We start from the raw sequence: 21,381 nt of genomic DNA on the forward strand, positions 1-21,381 counted from the left end.
GGTCCGGCGCCTTTTTCAATGCCGCGCCGGCGCAGGCGCGTCAACCGCGAGGCTGCTCTGCGCAATCTGACATGCAAGCTCGGCGACGCGCTCCACCGCCACGACGTCGGGCGAGGCGAGCCAGCTCGCCGTGAATGTCAGCGGCGCGATCACGAGATCCGTGTCGAGCAGTTGCAGCCGCCCGTCGGCGAGCTCGTTCTCGACGATGGCATCCGGAATCACGGCGATGCCGAGCCCCTCGACGGCCATGTGGATGACGGTCGCGAGCGATGCGGAGGCGTGCAGGCGGATCGGCGGCAGCTCGGGCCGGTCGAACACCTCACGCACGACCTCGTAGGGCCGCGTCTTGCGCGGAAAGGTGATGATCGGAAACCGCGCGAGCTCGGCGCGCGTCACCGGACCGTTGCCGAGCCCAAGCGACGGGCTTGCAAGGAAGCCGATCGGATAATCCGCGAGCACGCGGTTGTGCACGCCCGAGGCTGACAGCGGCCCCACCACGAACGCCAGCTCGATCTCCTGCGCAAGCAGGCGCGCGGTGAGGTTCGGCGTGATGTCGACCTCGATCTCCAGCGACAGGTTGGGATAGATCTCGTTCATGCTCTTCACCAGTCGCGGCAGCCAGGTATGCACGATGGTCTCGGCGACGCCGAGCCGCATCACGCCGCGCATCGCCGAGCGGTCGCCGACCTCGGCCATCATCTGGGCGCGCAGCCCGATCAGCTTCTCCGCGTAGACCATCATCTGCCGGCCGCTCGGCGTCGGCGAGGCCACGCGATGGTCGCGGTTGAGCAGCTTCACGCCCATCTCGCGCTCGAGCTGGGCAATGCGCTGGGAGATCGCCGGCTGGGTCGTATTGAGGCGCGCCGCGGCCCCGCGGAAGCTGCCGAGTTTCACAACCCACAGGAACGTCTCGATCGACCTGAAGTCCAGCATTGGAAAGATCTTCCCCACCGATAAATAAGATTTATCGATATCCATTAGAAAGGACGATTAGACTTTATAGCACGCTTGGTGTTGGCTGTCTTTGTCGAGTTTATAGGCAGGTCGATTACATGACTGTTTTGGTGGCAGCGCAGCAGACTGAAACGCCCGACGCCCTTCCGAGCCGCAAGGCGCGGCTCGCCTATCGCGAGGGGCTGGTCGCTTCCACCGCCGGAATTGCCCCCGGCTTCGTCCAAGGCAATCTGGCAATCCTGCCGGCGGAATATGCCGGCGCCTTTCACCGCTTCTGCCAACTCAATCCCAAGCCGTGCCCGATCATCGGCATGTCCGACGTCGGCAGCCCGCACATCCCGGCACTGGGCGCCGATCTCGATATCCGCACCGACGTGCCGCGCTATCGCGTCTGGCGCGACGGTGAGGTGGTCGACGAGCCGACCGACGTGGCGAGCTACTGGCGCGATGATCTCGTGACCTTCGTGCTCGGCTGCTCCTTCTCCTTCGAAGAGGCGCTGCTCGACGAGGGCATGCCGATCCGCCACATCGAGCGCAATGTCCGCGTGCCGATGTATCGCACCAATATCGCCTGCGGCGAGTCCGGTCCCTTCGCCGGCCCCATGGTGGTGTCGATGCGTCCGTTCAAGCCGGCGGATGCGATCCGCGCGGTGCAGATCACCTCGCGCTATCCGGCCGTGCACGGCGCGCCCGTGCATCTCGGCCATCCGCACCTGATCGGCATCAAGGACATCGCCAAGCCCGATTACGGCGACCCGGTGCCGGTCGCCGACGACGAAATCCCGGTGTTCTGGGCCTGCGGCGTGACGCCGCAATCGGTCATCAATGCTGCGAGGCTGCCGTTCGCGATCACGCATTCGCCCGGCCTGATGCTCGTAACGGATCTCAAGAACAGGACCATGGCCGTGATTTAGTGGGCAGCTCTTGCTGCTTCTTCGGGCTTTACCACATCCATCAACCGCTTCATTCGATCAGCCGAAATTCAGTAACAGGGGACTTTGCCATGACGATCACTCGCCGCGATGTGCTGTTAGGAGCCACCGCTACGGCCGCGCTGGTGCCGCTGGCGGCCCGCGCGCAGACCACCGAAGTCGTGATCGGCGTGATCTATCCGTTCTCGGGCGGCAGCGCCCAGCAGGGCGTCGACGCGCAGAAGGCCTACGAGACCGCGCTCGAGGTCATCAACAAGGCCACCGATTTCGACCTGCCGCTGGCCAAGGGCGAGGGCCTGCCGGGTCTCGGCGGCGCTAAAATCCGTCTCGTGTTCGCCGACCACCAGGCCGATCCGCAGAAGGGCCGCGCCGAGGCCGAGCGCCTGATCACCCAGGAGAAGGTCGCCGCCATCATCGGCACCTACCAGAGCGCGGTCGCCGTCACCGTCAGCCAGATCTGCGAACGCTACCAGATCCCGTTCGTCTCCGCGGACAACTCCTCGCCGAGCCTGCATCGGCGCGGCCTGAAATATTACTTCCGTGCCTCCCCGCACGACGAGATGTACTCGGCCGCGATGTTCGACTTCTTCGATGCGTTGAAGAAGAAGGGCACCAAGATCGAGACGCTGTCGCTGTTCCACGAGGACACCATCTTCGGCACCGATTCCGGCAACGCCCAGGCCAAGATCGCCGGCGAGCGCGGCTACAAGATCGTCTCGGACATCAAGTACCGCGCCAACTCGCCGTCGCTGTCGGCCGAGGTGCAGCAGCTCAAGTCTGCGAACGCCGACGTGCTGATGCCCTCGAGCTACACCACCGACGGCATCCTCCTGGTCAAGACCATGGCCGAGCTCGGCTACAAGCCGAACGCGATCGTGGCGCAGGATGCCGGCTTCTCCGAGAAGGCGCTCTACGACGCCGTCGGCGACAAGCTCGAAGGCGTGATCTCGCGCGGCACCTTCTCGCTCGATCTGGCGCAGAAGCGCCCGATGGTCGGCAAGATCAACGAGATGTTCAAGACCCGGTCCGGCAAGGATTTCAACGATCTCACCTCGCGCCAGTTCATGGGACTGATCATCCTCGCCGACGCCATCAACCGCGCCAAGTCGACGGACGGCGAGAAGATCCGCGACGCGCTGGCCGCGACCGACATTCCGGGCGAGCAGACCATCATGCCCTGGAAGCGCGTCAAGTTCGACGAAGCCGGCCAGAACAACGACGCCGACCCGGTGCTGCTGCAATATATCGGCGGCAAGTTCGTCACCATCTTCCCGCCGCAGGCCGCGATCGCCGAGGCGATCTGGCCGATGAAGTAAGCGGCGAGATATCTCCCCCAGTCGTCCCGGACGAGCGAAGCGCAGATCCGGGACCCATAACCACAGGCAGGCGTTTTGCGATGTTCGGCTGCCGCTCATCCCATCAAGGGAGTTGTGGTAATGGGTCCTGGCTTTCGCCAGGACGACATCGGAGTAACGCACGAGCAGAGGCGCAAAACCGGTGACAGCCCAAGCCATTATCCAGAGTCTCGCGAGCGGCCTTTTGATGGGCCTGCTCTACGGACTGATCGCCGTCGGCCTCGCGCTGATCTTCGGTCTGATGGACGTCACGAACTTCGCCCATGGCGAGTTCCTGATGATCGCGATGTACGTGTCCTTCTTCCTGTTCACGTTCTTCGCCATCGACCCCTTGCTCTCGGCACCGTTGGTCGCTGCGGCAATGTTCGTATTCGGGGCGGTGGTCTACCTCTTGGTCGTGCGCTTCGCCATGCGCGCCAAGGCCAACGCCGGCATGGTGCAGATCTTCACGACCTTCGGTCTGGCCATCTTGATGCGCGGGCTGGCGCAGTTCTTTTTCACGCCGGACTATCGCAGCATTCCGCAATCCTGGCTCGGCGGCAAAACCATCTCGTTCGCCGGCATCTTCCTGCCGGAGCCGCAGCTGATCGGTGCGCTGGTCTCGATTCTCGCCTTTGCCGGCCTCTATTTCTTCATCCACCGCACCGACTTCGGCCGCGCGCTTGAAGCCACCCGTGAAGACCCCGGTGCGGTCGCCCTCGTCGGCATCGACAAGAACCGCGTGTTCGCGTTCGGTTGGGGCCTCGGCGCCGCGCTGGTCGGTCTGGCCGGCGCGATCATGGCGGTGTTCTTCTACATCTATCCCGACGTCGGCGCCTCCTTTGCGCTGATCGCCTATGTGACGGTGGCGCTCGGCGGCTTCGGCAGCGTGTTCGGCGCCTTCGCCGGCGGCATCATCGTCGGCCTCGTCGAAGCGACCACCGCATTGGTGCTGCCGCCTTCGCTGAAATCGGTCGGCATCTACGCCGTCTATTTGCTCGTCGTCTTTATCCGGCCGCGCGGCCTGTTCGGGTCGATGTGATGGACAAGCATTTTGCCGCGCGGCGCCGCCGCGACCTCGTCATCGCCGCGGTGCTGGCCGCGCTGGCCGCACTCGCCCCGCTGTTCATCAAGGACGTCTATGTCCAGAACATCCTGATCCTGACCCTGATGTATGCGGCGCTGTCGCAGAGCTGGAACATCCTGTCCGGCTATTGCGGGCAGATCTCGCTGGGCCACGCGCTCTATTTCGGTATCGGCGCCTACACCACCGAGCTGCTGTTCACCAAATTCGGCGTGCTGCCTTGGTTCGGCATGCTCGCCGGTGGCGTGATCGCGGCCGTCATCGCGATGGGGCTCGGCTATCCCTTCTTCCGCCTGCGCGGCCATTACTTCGTGATCGCGACCATCGTCATCGCGGAAATTGGGCTGCTCCTGTTCCAGAACTGGGAGTGGGCGGGGGCTGCGATGGGAATCACCATTCCCGTGCGTGGCGACAGCTGGTTGAAATTCCAGTTCATGCGCAGCAAGCTGCCGTACTTCTACTTCGCGCTGGTGCTGTGCAGCGTCGCCTGGTTCGTCACCTGGTGGCTGGAAGATTCCAAATGGGGCTTTTGGTGGCGCGCGGTAAAGGACAACCCGGAAGCGGCCGAGAGCCTCGGCGTCGTCGTGTTCAACTCCAAGATGGGCGCGGCGGCCGTCTCCGCTTTCCTCGTTGCCATCGGCGGCGCCTTCTATGCGCAGTTCCTCGCCTATATCGATCCTGAGAGCGTGATGGGCTTCCAATTCTCGCTGCTGATGGCGCTGCCCGCCGTGCTCGGCGGCATCGGCACGCTCTGGGGACCCGTGTTAGGGGCGGCCATCCTGATCCCGATGACGGAGCTGACGCGCTCCTATATCGGCGGCTCCGGCCGCGGCGTCGATCTCATCGTCTACGGCGCGCTGATCGTGGCGATCTCGCTGGCCCTGCCGCGGGGTCTGGTGAGCCTGTTCTCCCGGTCAAAAGCGAAAGGAGCCACGCGATGACCGCGCTCCTTGAAACCCGCGGAGTCTGGCAGCGCTTTGGCGGTCTCGTCGCCAACAGCGATGTCTCGATCTCGGTCGGCCGCGGCGAGATCGTCGGCCTGATCGGTCCCAACGGCGCCGGCAAGTCGACGCTGTTCAACCTCATCGCCGGCGTGCTGCCGCCGACGCAAGGCTCAATCTGGTTCGACGGCGAAGACGTCACGGCCCTGCCGGCGGCGGAACGCTGCCAGCGCGGCGTCGGTCGTACCTTCCAGGTGGTCAAGAGTTTTGAGACCATGACCGTCATCGACAACGTCATCGTCGGTGCGCTCATGCGCAACACCGTGATGCGCGAAGCCCGCCGCAAGGCGCATGAGGTGCTGGAGTTCACCGGCCTTGCCGCGCGTGCCGACGTGCTCGCGAGCGACCTGGTGCCGGCCGAGAAGCGCCGCCTCGAAGTCGCGCGTGCGCTTGCGACCGAACCAAAATTGTTGTTGCTCGACGAAGTCCTCACCGGCCTGACGCCGACCGAGGCGCAGACGGGCGTTGCGCTGGTGCGCAAGGTGCGCGACGCCGGCATCACCGTGCTGATGGTCGAGCATGTCATGGAAATAGTGATGCCGCTGGTCGATCGCGCCATCGTGCTCGATCTCGGCAAGGTGCTGGTCGAGGGCAAGCCCACTGACGTCGTCCGCGATCCCAAAGTGATCAAGGCCTATCTGGGAGATCGTCATGCTGTCAGTGCATGAAGTCACGACCGCCTATCAGGGCCTGGTCGCGATCTCCGCGGTCAGTATTGAGGTTGCCAAGGGCGAGATCGTCTGCGTCGCCGGCGCCAACGGCGCAGGGAAGTCGACGCTGCTGAAATCCATTGCCGGCGCCGAGCGCCCGCGTTCGGGCACGGTGACGTTCGACGGCAAGCGCCTCGACGGCATGGCGCAGCATCACATCACCGCCACCGGCATCGCCTACGTGCCGGAGAACCGCCGCCTGTTTCCGCGCCTCTCCGTGCGCGACAATCTGCGCCTCGGCAGCTATCTCTACCGCGGCGAGGCCGATCGCGAGAGGCCGCTCGATCTCGTCTTCCAGCTGTTCCCGCGCCTGTCCGAACGCCTCGAGCAGCGCGCCGAGACGCTCTCCGGCGGAGAGCAGCAGATGCTCGCCATCGGCCGCGCGCTGATGACGCGCCCGCGGCTGTTGATGCTGGATGAACCCTCGCAGGGCATCATGCCCAAACTCGTCGACGAGATTTTCCAGGCCGTGAAGCGCATCCGCGATGCCGGCATGACCGTTCTGATCGTCGAGCAGCGCATGGCCGAGTGCCTGGAGATCGCCGACCGCGCCTACATCCTGCAAACCGGCCGCGTGCTGATGCAGGGGAGCGCGGCGGAGATCGGGGGCAATCCCGACGTGAGGAAGGCGTATCTGGGACTGTAGCGAGGAGTGCTCGTGCAACATACTCGGTGTCATCGCCCGACTTGATCGGGCGATCCAGTATTCCAGAGACGCTAGAGAGATGCGGAGAAGCCGCGGCGTACTGGATTCCCCGCTTTCGCGGGGAACGACAGCGGTGGGCGAGACAGCGTTGGTCCGTCCATAACCGCACGACGCTAATGCTGGTGCCCATGCTCCGGCAGCGTGACCCCGAACACCTTCACCAGATCCGTCACTTGCTCCGGCGAGAGATAGCGCGGGTTCAGCCCGCGCAGCAGCAGATACAGCTTCGCCGTCTCCTCCAGCTCCTCGGTCGCGAACACCGCCGCTTCCAGCGTGTCGCCGGCGACGACCGGGCCGTGATTGGCGAGCAGCACGGATGAGTATTTCCCGGCAAGTCCTTTGATCGCATCGGCGACCGCGGGATCGCCGGGGCGGTAATAGGGCACGAGCGCGGTGGCGCCGCATTTCATCAAATAATAGGCCGTCATCGGCGGCAGCACGGCGCGCGGGTCGATCTCCGGCAGCATCGAAAGCGCGACCGAATGGGTGGAGTGCAGATGCACGATCGCCTTCGCGCTTCCGCGCGTGTCGTAGAGCGCGGTGTGCAGCGGAACTTCCTTGGTCGGCGCATCGCCCGAAACCAGCCGTCCCTGCTCATCCAGCCGCGACAGTTTTGCGGGATCGAGGAAGCCGAGCGAGGCATTGGTCGGCGTCACCAGCCAGCCGCCGCCATCCAGCCTGACGCTGATATTGCCGGAGGAGCCCGGCGTCAGCCCACGCTCGAACAGGGACCGTCCGAAGCGGCAGATGTTTTCGCGCAACCTTGTCTCGTTACTCGTTTCAGTTCTCATGGCCGTCATGTCCGTTTGTCTCACGCTTTGGCAGCGCGGCCAAGCCGTGTTATTCGGTTGCCAAGCTGCCGCAAAGGGCGGCCGTCCGGGAAACGTCGCAAGGATCAGTTGCATGTCCGCCTCCAATTCACAAAATCAGCGCATCGCCGTCGTCGGGCTCGGCTCGATGGGATTTGGCATGGCGGCCTCGCTGAAGCGCGCCGGTCATGGCGTCACCGGCTGCGATGTCTCGGCGGAGGCCGTGGCACGCTTCGTGACGGACGGCGGCGTCGGCGCCAGCACGCCGGCCGAGGCTGCCAAGAACGCGGACATCGTCGTCAGCGTCGTCGTCAATGCTGCGCAGACCGAAACGATCCTGTTCGGCAAGGATGGCGCCGCCGAGACCATGCCGAAGGATAGCGTCTTCATATCCTCCGCCACCATGGATCCTGACGTGGCACGGCGCCTCGCAAAACAGCTGGAGGCGACCGGCCGGCACTATCTGGATGCGCCGATCTCCGGCGGTGCGCAGCGCGCAGCCCAAGGCGAGCTGACGATCCTCGCCTCCGGCAGTCCGGCTGCGTTTGAGAAAGCGCGGCCCGCGCTCGATGCCATGGCCGCAAAGCTCTACGAGCTCGGCGATGCAGCCGGCCAAGGCGCCGCCTTCAAGATGATCAATCAGTTGCTCGCCGGCGTGCATATCGCGGCCGCCAGCGAGGCGATCGCGTTCGCGGCCAAGCAGGGCCTCGACATCCGCAAGGTCTATGAGGTGATCACGGCGTCCGCCGGCAATTCCTGGATGTTCGAGAACCGCATGCCGCACGTTCTCGACGGCGACTACACACCGAGGAGTGCGGTCGAGATCTTCGTCAAGGACCTCGGCATCATCCAGGACATGGCGCGCAGCGCCAGATTCCCGGTGCCGGTCTCCGCTGCCGCGCTTCAGATGTTCCTGATGACGTCGGCCGCCGGCATGGGCCGCGACGACGACGCATCGGTGGCGCGGATGTATGCGCAGGTCACCGGCGTCAAGCTTCCCGGCGACAAGTAGAGAGGATTCCAATGCCCAATTTTGCCGCCAACCTCTCGATGATGTTCACCGAGGTGCCGTTCCTCGATCGCTTCGACGCCGCAGCGCAAGCCGGCTTTACCGCCGTCGAATTTCTTTTTCCCTATGAGCATCCGGCCGAGGCTGTCGGCGAGCGGCTCAAGCGCAACGGCCTGACGCAAGCGCTGTTCAATCTGCCGCCGGGCGACTGGAACGCCGGCGAGAAAGGCTTTGCGGCGCTTCCGGCGCGTTTTTCCGATCTCAAGGCAAGCCTCGAGACCGCGCTGCCTTACGCCAAGGCCACCGGCGTCAAGCGCCTACATTTGATGGCGGGCATCGCCAATCGCGGCGAGCGCGTCGCGATCGAGGCGTTCTACAAGTCGGTGGCGTGGGCGGCGGAATTCTTCGCGCCGCATGGCATCGATATCGTGCTCGAGCCGATCAATGCGCGCAACGTGCCCGGCTACTTCCTCAACGATTTCGGCTTCGCGCGCGACCTGATCCACGAATTGAGACTTCCGAATCTGAAGCTCCAGTTCGACATCTATCACTGCCAGATCATCCATGGCGACGTCACGATGCGGCTGCGCGAGATGATGCCAGTTATCGGCCACATCCAGATCGCCAGCATTCCCTCGCGCAACGAGCCCGACGGCGAGGAGCTGAACTATCCGTTCCTGTTCGACGAGCTCGACCGGCTCGGCTATGCCGGCTTCGTCGGCTGCGAATATAATCCCCGCGGCAAGACCACCGACGGCCTTGCCTGGTTCAGGCCCTATGCGGGAGTGAAGCCGTGACACTTGCAGCGAAAATATCCCTTGGCTGCATTGCCGACGACTACACCGGCGCCTCCGACCTCGCCAATACGCTGACGCGCGCGGGCCTGCGCACGGTGCAGACCATCGGCGTGCCCGCGGACGATCTTGCGCTGCCCGAGGTCGATGCCGTCGTGGTGTCGCTAAAAAGCCGTTCGATCGAGGCCGGCCTTGCCGTGTCGCGTTCGCGCGCGGCCGAGACATGGCTGCGAGGTCGCGGTGCGAGCCACGTGCTGTTCAAGATCTGCTCGACCTTCGATTCCACCGTTTCAGGCAATATCGGCCCGGTGATGGACGCGCTGCGCGCCGATAGCGGCGAGCCGATCGTGCTGGTGACGCCGGCCTTTCCGGAGACCGGCCGCACCGTCTACCAGGGCAATCTGTTCGTCGGCGCGGTGCCGCTGAACGAGAGCCCTCTGAAGGACCATCCGCTCAACCCGATGCACGATTCCAATTTGGTGCGCGTGCTCGCGCGCCAGAGCAGGACGGAAATCGGGCTCGTCGACCTCGCCACCATCACACGCGGCGCGGATGCCGTGCGGGCGCGGCTCGCCGAGCTCGTGGGCAAGGGCATCGGCGCGGCGATCATCGACGCCGTCTTCGATCGCGACCTCGAGGCCATCGGCCTCGTCGCTGCCGAGCACCGGCTGTCGGTCGGCGCCTCCGGCATCGGCCTTGGACTCGCGCGTGCGCTGGTGTCGACCGGCAAGGTCAAGTCGACCGCAGCAGGCAGCGATGCGGGCGCCGCGGTCGGCGGACCGGCGGCCTGCCTCGCCGGAAGCTGCTCGCAGGCGACGCTCCAGCAGATCGCGAATGCCGAGCGTGTCATGCCGGTGTTTCATCTCGATCCGGACCGTATTACTACGGGCGAGGACGAGGCGCAGCGCGCGCTGGCCTGGGCGAAGCCGCGATTGGCCGACGGTCCGGTCCTGATCGCATCGAGTTCGACGCCAGATCAGGTTGCCGCGCTCCAGGCGCGCCATGGTCGCGACGCGGCCGGCCACGCCATCGAGCAGGCGATGGCCGACATCGCCGAGGGGCTGGTGCTGGCGGGCGTGAAGCGTCTGGTCGTCGCCGGCGGGGAGACATCCGGCGCCGTGGTCGACCGGTTGAAGATTCCCGGATTTCTCGTGGGGGTGGAGATCGCAGCCGGCGTCCCCGTGCTGCGTGCAGTCGGTGCTGAAAAAGGCGACATGCTGCTCGCCTTGAAGTCCGGAAACTTCGGCGGGCCGGAGTTTTTCTCCGACGCGCTTGGGCTCATGCGCTGAGCGCAGGGCATTTTTAGCGTCGTGTTCACTTGTTTCAGGCTTCCGTACTCGTACGGAGTCGTCGTTAACGTCCGCTCAGGTGCTCTGGTGTTGGATGTCGGTGCTGCTCCCTTAGGTTGATTCGTAAAGCTTCCGGACGCGCCGCCGCGCCAGCACAAAGAGACTCCATATGCTCGCCACTATTTCCATCCGCGCCAAGATCATCAGTGTCGTGGCGTTCCTGCTGGTCGCGATGGCCGGCATGGGCCTGCTCGCCGTCATGAAGATGCGGTCGATGAATGCCAACACCGTCGACATCACCACGAGCTGGATGCCCAGCGTGCGCGTGCTCGGCGATTTGCGTGCCGGCGTGATCACTTACCGCAACGTCATCCGGGAGCATATGCTGTCGGAAACGCCGGACGAGAAGCTCGCGATGGAAAAGACGCTCGCGACCGTGATCGAGGCCAACGCCAAGTTTCGCAAGACTTATGAAGGCATGATCACCTCGCCTGAAGAACGGGCACTCTACGGTGAATGGTCGAAGCTCTGGGAGGAGTACAAGAAGGGCACCCAGGAGGTTATGGCGCTGTCGCGCAAGGAGGCCGGCAAGGTCCCGCACGAGGCGCATGAGCTGAACACCAAGACGGTCAACAAGATCGGGCTTCAGGCCGACGAGGTCCTGAGGAAGGACATCGAGCTGAACACCAAGGGTGGAGACCAGGCAGCCCAGGACGCCGCAGATAGCTACAATTACGCCTTCATGCTGGTCTCGATCATTCTTGGCGCCGCCGTCATCATCGGGATCGCCGTCGGCTTCTACCTCGTCCGGGACGTCTCCAGCGGTATCAACTCGATCATCGAGCCGATGCAGGCACTCGGTAAGGGCGAGCTTTCCGCCGAAGTGCCGCATCGCGGTGAGAAGACCGAGATCGGTGCCATGGCCGAGGTGCTCCAGATATTCAAGGAAGCGCTGATCGCCAAGAAGGCCGCCGACGAGGCTGCCGCCGCCGATGCCGAAGCCAAGATCGAGCGCGGCCGCCGCGTCGACAACATCACCCGCGAATTCGAAACGATGATCGGCGAGATCGTCCAGACCGTGTCGTCGGCCTCGACCCAGTTGGAGGCCTCGGCCTCGACGCTGACCTCGACCGCCGACCGCTCCCAGCGGCTGGCCACCACCGTTGCCGGAGCGTCGGAGGAAGCCTCGACCAACGTGCAGTCGGTGGCCTCGGCGACCGAGGAGATGGCCTCGTCCGTCGGCGAGATCAGCCGCCAGGTGCAGGAATCGGCGCGGATGGCGGGCGACGCCGTCGGCCAGGCGCGCTCCACCACCGAGCGCGTCAGCGAGCTCTCCAAGGCCGCCTCGCGCATCGGCGACGTCGTCGAGCTCATCAACACCATCGCCGGCCAGACCAACCTGTTGGCGCTGAACGCGACCATCGAAGCCGCGCGCGCGGGCGAAGCCGGCCGCGGCTTTGCAGTCGTCGCCTCCGAGGTGAAGGCGCTCGCCGAGCAGACCGCGAAGGCGACCGGTGAGATCGGCCAGCAGATCTCCGGCATCCAGGCGGCGACCAACGACTCGGTCGGCGCCATCAAGGAGATCTCGTCGACCATCGAGCGTCTGTCGGAGATCTCGTCGGCGATTGCGGCCGCGGTGGAAGAGCAGGGCGCGGCGACCCAGGAAATCGCCCGCAACGTCCAGCAGGCCGCCCAAGGCACCCAGCAGGTTTCGTCCAACATCACCGACGTGCAGCGCGGCGCAACCGAGACAGGCACCGCGTCCTCCCAGGTGCTGTCGGCCGCGCAGATGCTGTCCAACGACTCGAGCCGGCTCAAGACCGAGGTCAGCAAGTTCCTGACCAACGTCCGGGCGGCGTAGGCCGGGCAGGCATGGAATTCCTGAAAGCGGCGCCTTCGGGCGCCGCTTTTTTACGTGGATGAAAGCCGCGCCTGTAATCTTTGGGCGCGAGCTGCATATCTGGAATGCGATTTCGCAGTGCGATAGCAGGGAAGTTACTGCGCGTGACGCAGCGTCGTTGGCCATTTGAGCGGTCTTCAGGTAAATCAACCGAGAAACCCGCGGGGGCGGCGTTTCCTGTCCGTTATTTGGAATTTCCCGGCGAATGATTGCTCTGGTCCGTATTGCCCTGAGCCGGCCCTACACGTTTGTCGTGCTCGCGCTCCTGCTCCTGATCGTCGGACCGCTGGCGGCGCTGCGGACACCAACCGACATCTTTCCCGACATCCGCATCCCCGTGATCGGCGTGGTCTGGCAGTACACCGGCCTGCCGCCCGACCAGATGTCCGGCCGCATCACCACGCCGTTCCAGCGCGCGCTGACCACGACGGTCAACGACATCGAGCACATCACCGCCAATTCCTATAACGGCTTTGGCATCATCAAGATCTTCTTCCAGCCCAACGTCGATATCCGCACCGCAAATGCGCAGGTCACCGCGATCTCGCAGACGCTGATCAAGCAGATGCCGCCGGGCGCAACGCCGCCCCTGATCCTGAACTACTCCGCCTCCACCGTTCCGATCGTCCAGGTGGCGCTGTCGGGCGACGGACTGACCGAGCAGAACCTCGCCGATATCGGCATCAACCAGCTCCGTACGCCGCTGGTCACCGTGCCCGGCGCAGCGATCCCCTATCCGTTCGGCGGCAAGCAGCGCCAGATCCAGATCGACCTCGACCCGACCGCGCTCCAGGCCCGGGGCCTGTCCGGCCAGGACGTCGCCAACGCGCTCGCGGCCCAGAACCTGATCACGCCGGTCGGCACCCAGAAGATCGGGCAGTTCGAATACAACATCCAGCTCAACAACTCGCCGCTGAAGATCGAGGAACTCGGCAATCTGCCGATCAAGACGGTCAACGGCGCGATGGTCTATGTGCGCGACGTCGCGACCGTGCGCGACGGCAACCCGCCGCAGACCAACATCGTCCATGTCGACGGCAACCGCTCGGTGCTGATGATGGTGCTGAAGGCGGGCGCGACCTCGACGCTCGACATCATCGCGGGCATCAAGCAGAAGGTGATCGACGTCAAGGACCAGCTGCCGGACGCGCTCAAGATCGGCTTCATCGGCGATCAGTCGGTGTTCGTGCGCGGCGCCATCGAAGGTGTCGCGTTCGAAGGCGTGATCGCGGCACTGCTCACCAGCGTCATGATCCTGCTGTTCCTCGGCAGCTGGCGCTCGACCGTCATCATCGCTGTCTCGATCCCGCTCTCGGTGCTCGGTGCCATCATCATGCTGTCGGCGATCGGCGAGACGCTGAACATCATGACGCTCGGCGGCCTGGCGCTCGCGGTCGGCATCCTCGTCGACGACGCCACCGTCACGATCGAGAACATCAACTACCATCTGGAGCAGGGCAAGCCGGTCGAGCAGTCGATCCTCGACGGCGCCAACCAGATCGTGACGCCGGCCTTCGTCTCGCTGCTCTGCATCTGCATCGTGTTCGTGCCGATGTTCTTCCTCACCGGCGTGGCGCGCTTCCTGTTCGTGCCGATGGCGGAAGCGGTGATGTTCGCGATGATCTGGTCGTTCCTGCTGTCGCGCACACTGGTGCCGACCATGGCCAATTATCTGCTGCAGCCGCATGTGCATCACGAGGGCGGGCCGCCGAAATCGCATAATCCTCTGGTCTGGTTCCAGCGCGGCTTCGAGGCTCGCTTCGAGCGCATTCGCGGCGGCTATCACGGCTTCCTGGGGCTCGCGCTCGCGCACCGCGCGGTGTTCGTGATCGGCTTCCTCTGCGTGGTCGGCGCGTCCTTCGCGCTGGTGCCGTTCCTCGGGCGCAACTTCTTCCCTGCCGTCGATGCCGGCAACATCCTGATGCATGTCCGCACCCAGGTCGGCACCCGCGTTGAGGAGACCGCCAACCAGCTCGCCGACGTGCAGAAGGCGATCCGCAAGCTGATCCCGGGCGAGATCGAGACGCTCACCGATAACATCGGCATGCCGATCTCCGGCATCAACATGACCTACAACAACACCGGCGTGATCGGCCCGCAGGACGGCGACATCCAGATCAAGCTCAGGGAAGGCCACAAGCCGACCGAGGAGCACGTGCGCGTGCTGCGTGAGCAACTGCCGCGGCTGTTCCCCGGCGTGAGCTTCGCGTTCCTGCCGGCCGACATCGTCAGCCAGATCCTGAATTTTGGTGCGCCGGCGCCGATCGACCTGCAGATCCGCGGTGCCAACATCAGTGCCAACTTCGCTTACGCCAACAATCTGCTGGCCAAGGTCCGGAGGATTCCCGGCGTCGCCGATGCGCGCATCCAGCAGTCGCCGAACAACCCGACCTTCAACATCGATGTCGATCGCACCCGCGCGCAATATGTCGGCCTGACCGAGCGCGACGTCACCAACAGTCTCGTGGTCAACCTTGCCGGCTCCTCGCAGGTGGCGCCGACCTACTACCTCAATCCGGATAACGGCGTGTCCTATTCGATCGTGATGCAGACGCCGCAATACCAGATGGATTCGCTCAGCGCGCTGCAGACGTTGCCGATCACGGCCGCCGGCAATTCGCAGTCGCCGATCCTCGGCGGCATCGCGGACATCAAGCGGTCGACCTCGAGCGCGGTGGTCTCGCAATACGACATTCAGTCGATGGTGCAGATCTTCGCCACGACCTCGGGCCGCGATCTCGGTGCGGTTGCGACCGACATCCGCCAGGTGATCGCCGACACCGCCAAGGAGGTGCCGAAGGGCTCATCCGTCGTGCTGCTTGGTCAGGTGCAGACCATGAACAGCGCCTTCACCGGCCTCTTGTTCGGCCTGCTCGGGGCGGTCGTGCTGATCTACTTCCTGATCGTCGTGAACTTCCAGTCCTGGTCCGATCCGTTCGTGATCATCACCGCGCTGCCGGCCGCGCTCGCCGGCATCGTCTGGATGCTGTTCGCGACCGAGACGACGCTGTCGGTGCCGGCGCTGACCGGCGCCATCATGTGCATGGGCGTTGCCACCGCCAACAGCGTGCTCGTGATCTCGTTCGCGCGCGAGCGCTACGAGGAGCTCGGCGATCCCATCGCCGCGGCGCTGGAGGCCGGCTTCGTCCGGTTCCGCCCGGTGCTGATGACCGCGCTCGCCATGATCATCGGCATGGCGCCCATGGCGCTGGGGCTCGGCGAGGGAGGCGAGCAGAATGCGCCGCTCGGCCGTGCCGTGATCGGCGGCCTGATCTTTGCAACCTTCGCCACGCTGATGTTCGTTCCCGTGGTGTTCAGTATGGTACACAAGAAGCAAGGCGCCAAAGGCGCCGCCTCCCTGGAGACTCCGCATGTCGCCCACTGAACCCCGCTCCCCGGTGTCGCACCGGAAACTGGGCATTTTCGGCGTGGTGGCGCTGATCGCGGCAGGCCTCGTGGTCGGCACCGGCATCCGCGCCCGCGAGGAGCAGGGCTCCAGGCTGAAGGAATGGACCGACGACCAGGCCGTTCCCAGTGTCGCCGTGACGCTGCCTAACGCCAAGGCTCTCAACTCGACCATCGACTTGCCCGGCCGTCTCGAAGCCTATTATCGCGCGCCGATCTTTGCCCGCGTTCCCGGCTATCTCAAAAGCTGGAGCGCCGACATCGGTGCGCGGGTGAAGGCCGGTCAGGTGATCGCCGAGATCGAGGCGCCCGACCTCGACCAGCAACTTCTTCAGGCCCGCGCAGACCTCGCCAGCCAGCAGTCCAGCGCCAGGCTGTCGGAAGCCACCCTCAACCGCCGCAAGACGCTGGTCGCTTCCAACTTCGTCTCCGCGCAGGAGATCGACGAGCGTACCGCCGATCTCTCCAACAAGAACGCGGCGGTTCGCTCGGGCCAGGCCAATGTCGAGCGGCTCGAAGCGCTGGCAGGTTACAAGAAGATCACCGCTCCGTTTGACGGCGTGGTGACGGCGCGCGACACCGACGTCGGTGCGCTGATCAACGCGGGCGGCGGCTCGGGACCTGCGATGTTCGTGGTCTCCGACATCACCAAGCTGCGCGTCTACGTCAACGTTCCCCAGAACTACGTGCCGGCAATCAAGATCGGTGCCAAGGCCACCATGGTGATGCCGGAGTATCCGAACCGGACCTTTCAGGCGACGGTGGAAGCCTCCTCGCAGGCGGTCGATGTCGCCTCCGGCACCACGCGCATGCAGCTTGGACTGGACAATTCGTCAGGCGAGTTGATGCCCGGCGGCTATGCCAGCGTGAAGCTGAGCTTGCTGCGCGACTCCGCGCCGTTGAGCATTCCCGCGAGCGCGCTGATCTTCAACGGCAGCGGCCTGCGCGTTGCGACGGTCAGCCCGGATGACAAGGTGCAGTTCAAGACCGTGACGATCGCGCGCGACCTCGGCCGCGAGATCGAGCTTGCCTCCGGCATCGCCGCGGATGATCGCGTCATCACCGCGCCGCCGGACGGCCTCTCCGACGGCGACCAGGTCCGCGTGACCGGCGCCGGCGCCAAGGGCAAGCCCGCGACAGCCTCGGAAAAGCAGGCGCCGAAGGGCTGACGCGGTCTCGTGCCCCGGACGCAGCGCGTCATGAAATGATGCGCTGCTGAGCCGGGGCCCATCTCTCCTTGCTGTACCGTGTTGCTCTCTGGGTCCCGGCTCTGCGGAACGGCATTGCATGCCGCACCGCGTCCGGGACACGAGAGCTACGCCACCCGCCACTCCGGCACGCCATCGACGGCCATCGTGATCTCGCCGAACGAACCGACCGGCGTGCGGTCCATCCTGAGCAAATGCGCCAGCGTCGCACCATCGCTCGCCGGTATCCGCGCCAGCGTGCGACGATCATCTTCCGTGCGCAGCATCACGACACCGTGCTCGACATCGCCGCCACGGCCGTAGAGGACTGTAAAGCTCTCCACCTTGCCCTTGCCGCTCGGCTCCGTGGCGAAATCCGGCACCGCGCGCTTGTTGCGGTCGGCCTCGCCTTGCACGCTCGTCTCCTGCGCCAGCGCCACGCGCGGCAGCACCTTCGACACCACCAGTGCGTGATGCTTGGTGACGAAGCCGCCCTGGCCGTAGAGCAGGCCGAGCTTTGCGCCGTCGCGCACACGCCGCACCATCGCGCAGGCCGCATGGGTCATGTAGGTGTTGAGCGGCGCGCCGAAGAAGGTGAGGCCGCCGGTCACGGTCGGCTGCACGTCCGCGTCCAGGCCCAGCGTCCGCCGTGCCATCTTGGGCACGCACGGGAAGCAGCTATAGAGCTCGATCGCGTCGAATTTTTTGCCGTCCCCACCGGCGAGATCCATCACGGCTTTCAGCACCGCGTTCTGCGAATGGCTCTCGTAGAACTGGTCACGCAGGAGATAGTCGCGCGGTTCTTCCGCCGAGGCGCCGCCGAGTGGATAGACCAGCTTGTCCTCGGCGATGCCGAGAGCGCGCGCCTTGGCGAGGCTGGTGAGCAGCAGCGCGCCGCCCATGTTGACGCTGGGGTTGGCAACCATGAGCTTGTTGTAGGGCCACGCGATGAGACGATTGTCCGCCGTCGGCGTCGTGATCTCGTCAGGCGCATAGCGCCGCTTCAGCCAAGCGTTCGGATTTTGCGCGGCGGCTTCCGAATAGCGCGACCACAGCGTGCCGGACTCTGCCATGGCCTCGCGCGGGGTCTGGCCCCAATGCGCGGAGGAGGCCGCTTCATAGAACGGGTAGACCGTGACGGGCCGGAACACGCCGAGCGTCACCGCCAACGGCTTCTGGTACGCCGCGCCGCGCTTGGGTTCCTCGACATCGTGCGCGAACGGCGTCCAGGGCAGCTTGGCCCCAGTGCGCGCGGCCTTGGTCGCGGTCGACTGCGCCTCCGCGCCGCAGACCGCAGCGACGCTGCATTCGCCCCGCGCGATGCGCTTCGCAGCCTCGTGAATATAACGGATCGGGCTCTCGCCGCCGACCGGGCCGTAATAGCAATGCGCAGGCGTGATGCCGAGCCGCTGCGCCAGCAATTTCTCCGGATCGCGATAGCGCCAGCTGAGGAAGTTGACGACGTCGAGCGATTGCACTTCCCCGAGCAGCCTTGCGCCGGCGTCCAGCTCGGCGCGCCGCAGCGCCTGTTCGAGCAGATCGAGCGGCTCGAGGCCGTCGGTAATTTCCTGCGGACGGTCGACGATCTCGCCGATGCCGACGACGACGGGGATGCGGTCTTCGGGGGTAGATAAGTTGGTCATTTCTTCTTGCTTCACGTTTCAGATCTTGGGCACGCCGTCGTCCTTCGAGGCCTTCGCTGCGCTACGGCACCTCAGGATGACGGCTAGGGGGTGAGCGTCATCCTGAGGTGCGAGGCCGGCGGCGCTTGCGCCGCCGGGCAAGCCTCGACGGATGGGCCACGGGCAACTACTCCGCCACCAGCGCATTCATGTGCTCGACGGCTTCGGCAAACTCTTCCTTGAACTCCTGCACCACGGCCCCCGCCGACTTCACGCTGTCGATCAGGCCGACGCCCTGGCCGACGAAATAACTGACGAGATCGCGCGCCTTGGCGTTGCCGCCCGCCGCCGCGCGGTCGATCGAGTTGAACGCATCGCGGCTGACGATGCTCTGTAGCGGCATCGGCAGCGCGCCGGGGCTCTCGGGTGCGCGGTCCCAGGCGTCGGTCCAGACCGAGCGAAGCTGCCGCGCTGGCTTTCCGGTGCGGCCCTTCGAGCGGATCGCGTCGCGCGAGGATGCCGCGATCATCTTCTCGCGAAAAATTTCCGTGGTCTCGGCCTCGATGGTCGCAAGCCATACCGAGCCGGTCCACGCGCCGGCCGCGCCCATGGCCATGCAGGCCGCCATCTGCCGTCCGGTCATGATGCCGCCTGCCGCCAGCACCGGCACGTCGCGGATCGGTTTGATCGCCTTGATCACCTCCGGTACCAGCACCATGGTCGAGACCTCGCCGCAATGGCCGCCGGCTTCGGTGCCCTGGACCACGAGGATATCGACGCCGGCCGCGACCTGGCGCAGCGCATGCTCCTTGGCGCCGACGAGAGCGGCGACCGGCACCCCGTGCGTCCTGCCCATCTCGATCATGGCCTTCGGCGGCACGCCCAGGGCATTGGCGATCAGCCGGATCGGATGCCGAAATGAAACCTCGAGCAGCTCCAACGCGGTTCTGGCATCGAACGGCTGCGGCTGGTTGTCAGCGACCTCGATGGTTGTGAGTTCGATGTCGTATTTCTTCAGGAGATCGCGGGTGTAGTTGCGGTGCTCCTGCGGCACGCGCGCCTCCAGGCTCTTCCAGGTGACGTCCTTCTCGCCCGCAGTCGAGATGTTCTCGGGGATCAGCACGTCGACGCCGTAAGGCTTGCCGTCGACATGCTCGTCGATCCATCTCAGCTCGCGTTCGAGGGTATCAGGCGTATGCACGGTCGCACCTAACACGCCAAAGCCGCCGGCGCGGCTGACGGCGGCGACGACATCGCGGCAATGGCTGAAGGCGAGCAGCGGGAAATCGATGCCCAGCATGTCGCAGATCGGCGATTTCATGGTCCTCTCCCGGCGGCCGTCGCGTTGCTCTTCTTGTTTTGCCTTGCGAGGGCCGTTCGACGCTAGCCCTTCGTTGCCGGTGATGCCATGCCGGATTTGAGCGAGCATCTTGCGCGCAGGCGTTGCGTTATGGACGATCATTTCGCCGAATAAAATAAAAATAGAGCGTCAACAGACGTCGCCAAGTGCGGCCAGATCATCAGTTGCGCAGGCTGGTGACAGGCTAGACTGCATGACGTCAGCCCGAGGCCCGCGCCGGACGCAGAGCCGACAGGGCTTGCCATTGGCCATTCGCGGGCTAATTAATGCAGGCGCATGTTTCCGCCGGAGCCCTCGCATGACTGACACCCCTTATGTGCCGCCCAAGGTCTGGACCTGGAACAAGGAGAACGGCGGGCAATTCGCCAGCATCAACCGCCCGATTGCCGGCCCCACCCACGACAAGGAGCTGCCGGTCGGCCGCCACCCCTTCCAGCTCTATTCGCTGGCGACGCCGAACGGCGTCAAGGTCACGGTGATGCTGGAGGAGCTTCTGGCGCTCGGCCACAAGGGCGCCGAATACGACGCCTGGTTGATCAAGATCGGCAATGGCGACCAGTTCGGTAGCGGCTTTGTCGATATCAATCCGAATTCCAAGATCCCGGCGCTGATGGACCGCTCGGGTCCGGAGCCGATCCGGGTGTTCGAGTCGGGCTCGATCCTGCTCTACCTCGCCGAGAAATTCGGCGCCTTCCTGCCGAAGGACATCAAGAGCCGTACCGAAGCGATGTCGTGGCTGTTCTGGCAAATGGGCAGCGCGCCCTATCTGGGCGGTGGCTTCGGCCATTTCTACGCCTACGCACCGAGCAAGATCGAATATGCCATCGACCGTTTTGCGATGGAGACCAAGCGTCAGCTCGACGTGCTCGACCGCCGGCTCGCCGACAACGAATATCTCGCCGGCAACGAATATACCATCGCCGACATGGCGGTGTGGCCTTGGTACGGCGCGCTCGCCAAGGGGCTGGTCTACGGCGCCGGCGAGTTCCTGTCGGTGCAGGACTACAAGCACGTGCAGCGCTGGACCGACCAGATCGCCAAGCGCCCGGCCGTCAAGCGCGGCCGCATGGTCAACCGCGTCTCCGGCGATCCCGCCAGCCAGCTCCACGAGCGCCACGACGCCAGCGATTTCGAGACCAGGACGCAAGACAAGATCGGCGAGCCGGCTGCGTCGTAGGGCGGTGCCCGCTTCACCTCGCCCCGCTTGCGGGGAGAGATCGAATTCGGGTGAGGGGGACTCTCCGCGAGTCCGTCCCTCACCGCACTCGCGGAAGCTCCCCTTTAT

17 protein-coding genes are annotated in these 21,381 nt (G+C 65.0%); 13 read left to right on the forward strand and 4 right to left on the reverse strand.

Going from position 1 to position 21,381, the window contains the following annotated elements; translation table 11 throughout:
• Positions 1-15: 15 nt before the first annotated feature.
• Positions 16-933 carry a LysR family transcriptional regulator gene (locus IVB31_RS00985; protein WP_247317510.1) on the reverse strand — a complete coding sequence of 306 codons (918 nt, stop codon included), beginning with the start codon at positions 931-933 and terminating at the stop codon, positions 16-18.
• 119 nt (positions 934-1,052) lie between these two features.
• On the opposite strand from IVB31_RS00985, the gene IVB31_RS00990 reads away from it, so the two are divergent.
• From IVB31_RS00990 to IVB31_RS01015, 6 genes are all read left to right on the forward strand, one after another.
• A complete protein-coding gene (locus IVB31_RS00990) occupies positions 1,053-1,868 on the forward strand; it encodes a putative hydro-lyase (protein WP_247317512.1) in 816 nt (271 codons plus the stop codon).
• 89 nt (positions 1,869-1,957) lie between these two features.
• Positions 1,958-3,202: an ABC transporter substrate-binding protein gene (locus IVB31_RS00995; RefSeq protein ID WP_247317514.1), complete on the forward strand. Its 1,245-nt coding sequence runs from the start codon at positions 1,958-1,960 to the stop codon at positions 3,200-3,202.
• A gap of 181 nt (positions 3,203-3,383) precedes the next feature.
• Positions 3,384-4,262 (forward strand): branched-chain amino acid ABC transporter permease, encoded by an 879-nt coding sequence (locus tag IVB31_RS01000; protein WP_346730844.1) that lies wholly within the window; start codon positions 3,384-3,386, stop codon positions 4,260-4,262.
• Positions 4,262-5,245 (forward strand): branched-chain amino acid ABC transporter permease, encoded by a 984-nt coding sequence (locus IVB31_RS01005; protein WP_247317515.1) that lies wholly within the window; start codon positions 4,262-4,264, stop codon positions 5,243-5,245. Before IVB31_RS01000 ends, IVB31_RS01005 begins: the two co-directional genes overlap by 1 nt.
• On the forward strand, positions 5,242-5,973 hold the full coding sequence (locus IVB31_RS01010) for an ABC transporter ATP-binding protein (RefSeq protein ID WP_247317517.1): 732 nt from the start codon (positions 5,242-5,244) through the stop codon (positions 5,971-5,973). The genes IVB31_RS01005 and IVB31_RS01010 overlap by 4 nt, the downstream gene beginning before the upstream one ends.
• Positions 5,957-6,661 carry an ABC transporter ATP-binding protein gene (locus IVB31_RS01015; protein ID WP_247317519.1) on the forward strand — a complete coding sequence of 235 codons (705 nt, stop codon included), beginning with the start codon at positions 5,957-5,959 and terminating at the stop codon, positions 6,659-6,661. The genes IVB31_RS01010 and IVB31_RS01015 overlap by 17 nt, the downstream gene beginning before the upstream one ends.
• 173 nt (positions 6,662-6,834) lie before the next feature.
• On the opposite strand, the gene IVB31_RS01020 is transcribed toward IVB31_RS01015, so the two are convergent.
• On the reverse strand, positions 6,835-7,521 hold the full coding sequence (locus IVB31_RS01020; protein ID WP_247317521.1) for an aldolase: 687 nt from the start codon (positions 7,519-7,521) through the stop codon (positions 6,835-6,837).
• Positions 7,522-7,624: 103 nt separating this feature from the next.
• Here IVB31_RS01020 and ltnD point away from each other — a divergent pair, with 103 nt between their 5' ends.
• The 6 genes from ltnD (at position 7,625) to IVB31_RS01050 (ending at position 17,096) form a co-directional block, all read left to right on the forward strand.
• Positions 7,625-8,542: an L-threonate dehydrogenase gene (gene ltnD / locus IVB31_RS01025; protein ID WP_247317523.1), complete on the forward strand. Its 918-nt coding sequence runs from the start codon at positions 7,625-7,627 to the stop codon at positions 8,540-8,542.
• Between the two features lie 11 nt (positions 8,543-8,553).
• Complete coding sequence (gene otnI, locus IVB31_RS01030; protein WP_247317525.1) at positions 8,554-9,336, forward strand: 2-oxo-tetronate isomerase; 783 nt, start codon at positions 8,554-8,556, stop codon at positions 9,334-9,336.
• Positions 9,333-10,622, forward strand: a complete 1,290-nt coding sequence (otnK, locus tag IVB31_RS01035; protein WP_247317527.1) for a 3-oxo-tetronate kinase — start codon at positions 9,333-9,335, stop codon at positions 10,620-10,622. The genes otnI and otnK overlap by 4 nt, the downstream gene beginning before the upstream one ends.
• A 169-nt stretch (positions 10,623-10,791) precedes the next feature.
• Positions 10,792-12,483 carry a methyl-accepting chemotaxis protein gene (locus tag IVB31_RS01040; protein WP_247317530.1) on the forward strand — a complete coding sequence of 564 codons (1,692 nt, stop codon included), beginning with the start codon at positions 10,792-10,794 and terminating at the stop codon, positions 12,481-12,483.
• Between the two features lie 244 nt (positions 12,484-12,727).
• The gene (locus tag IVB31_RS01045) at positions 12,728-15,907 is read left to right on the forward strand and encodes an efflux RND transporter permease subunit (RefSeq protein WP_247317532.1); all 3,180 of its coding nucleotides are present in this window, start codon (positions 12,728-12,730) and stop codon (positions 15,905-15,907) included.
• A complete protein-coding gene (locus IVB31_RS01050; protein WP_247317534.1) occupies positions 15,894-17,096 on the forward strand; it encodes an efflux RND transporter periplasmic adaptor subunit in 1,203 nt (400 codons plus the stop codon). The genes IVB31_RS01045 and IVB31_RS01050 overlap by 14 nt, the downstream gene beginning before the upstream one ends.
• Positions 17,097-17,242: 146 nt before the next feature.
• On the opposite strand, the gene IVB31_RS01055 is transcribed toward IVB31_RS01050, so the two are convergent.
• Positions 17,243-18,757, reverse strand: a complete 1,515-nt coding sequence (locus IVB31_RS01055) for an acetyl-CoA acetyltransferase (RefSeq protein WP_247317536.1) — start codon at positions 18,755-18,757, stop codon at positions 17,243-17,245.
• A gap of 166 nt (positions 18,758-18,923) precedes the next feature.
• The gene (locus IVB31_RS01060; RefSeq protein WP_247317538.1) at positions 18,924-20,057 is read right to left on the reverse strand and encodes a nitronate monooxygenase; all 1,134 of its coding nucleotides are present in this window, start codon (positions 20,055-20,057) and stop codon (positions 18,924-18,926) included.
• Positions 20,058-20,394: 337 nt separating this feature from the next.
• Here IVB31_RS01060 and yghU point away from each other — a divergent pair, with 337 nt between their 5' ends.
• Positions 20,395-21,273: a glutathione-dependent disulfide-bond oxidoreductase gene (gene yghU, locus IVB31_RS01065; protein ID WP_247317540.1), complete on the forward strand. Its 879-nt coding sequence runs from the start codon at positions 20,395-20,397 to the stop codon at positions 21,271-21,273.
• The last annotated feature ends 108 nt before the right edge of the window (positions 21,274-21,381 follow it).

This window comes from Bradyrhizobium sp. 21, from assembly GCF_023073335.1.
Classification (GTDB): Bacteria; Pseudomonadota; Alphaproteobacteria; order Rhizobiales; family Xanthobacteraceae; genus Bradyrhizobium.

Bases quoted from the DNA above. Each gene is read 5' to 3' on its own strand.
- IVB31_RS01015 (WP_247317519.1), top strand. From the start codon at position 5,957: ATGCTGTCAGTGCATGAAGTCACGACCGCCTATCAGGGCCTGGTCGCG.
- IVB31_RS01040 (WP_247317530.1), top strand. From the start codon at position 10,792: ATGCTCGCCACTATTTCCATCCGCGCCAAGATCATCAGTGTCGTGGCG.
- yghU (WP_247317540.1), top strand. From the start codon at position 20,395: ATGACTGACACCCCTTATGTGCCGCCCAAGGTCTGGACCTGGAACAAG.
- IVB31_RS01050 (WP_247317534.1), top strand. From the start codon at position 15,894: ATGTCGCCCACTGAACCCCGCTCCCCGGTGTCGCACCGGAAACTGGGC.
- IVB31_RS01020 (WP_247317521.1), bottom strand. From the start codon at position 7,521: ATGACGGCCATGAGAACTGAAACGAGTAACGAGACAAGGTTGCGCGAA.
- ltnD (WP_247317523.1), top strand. From the start codon at position 7,625: ATGTCCGCCTCCAATTCACAAAATCAGCGCATCGCCGTCGTCGGGCTC.
- IVB31_RS00985 (WP_247317510.1), bottom strand. From the start codon at position 933: ATGCTGGACTTCAGGTCGATCGAGACGTTCCTGTGGGTTGTGAAACTC.
- IVB31_RS00995 (WP_247317514.1), top strand. From the start codon at position 1,958: ATGACGATCACTCGCCGCGATGTGCTGTTAGGAGCCACCGCTACGGCC.
- IVB31_RS01010 (WP_247317517.1), top strand. From the start codon at position 5,242: ATGACCGCGCTCCTTGAAACCCGCGGAGTCTGGCAGCGCTTTGGCGGT.
- IVB31_RS00990 (WP_247317512.1), top strand. From the start codon at position 1,053: ATGACTGTTTTGGTGGCAGCGCAGCAGACTGAAACGCCCGACGCCCTT.
- IVB31_RS01005 (WP_247317515.1), top strand. From the start codon at position 4,262: ATGGACAAGCATTTTGCCGCGCGGCGCCGCCGCGACCTCGTCATCGCC.
- IVB31_RS01060 (WP_247317538.1), bottom strand. From the start codon at position 20,057: ATGAAATCGCCGATCTGCGACATGCTGGGCATCGATTTCCCGCTGCTC.
- otnI (WP_247317525.1), top strand. From the start codon at position 8,554: ATGCCCAATTTTGCCGCCAACCTCTCGATGATGTTCACCGAGGTGCCG.
- IVB31_RS01045 (WP_247317532.1), top strand. From the start codon at position 12,728: ATGATTGCTCTGGTCCGTATTGCCCTGAGCCGGCCCTACACGTTTGTC.
- IVB31_RS01055 (WP_247317536.1), bottom strand. From the start codon at position 18,757: ATGACCAACTTATCTACCCCCGAAGACCGCATCCCCGTCGTCGTCGGC.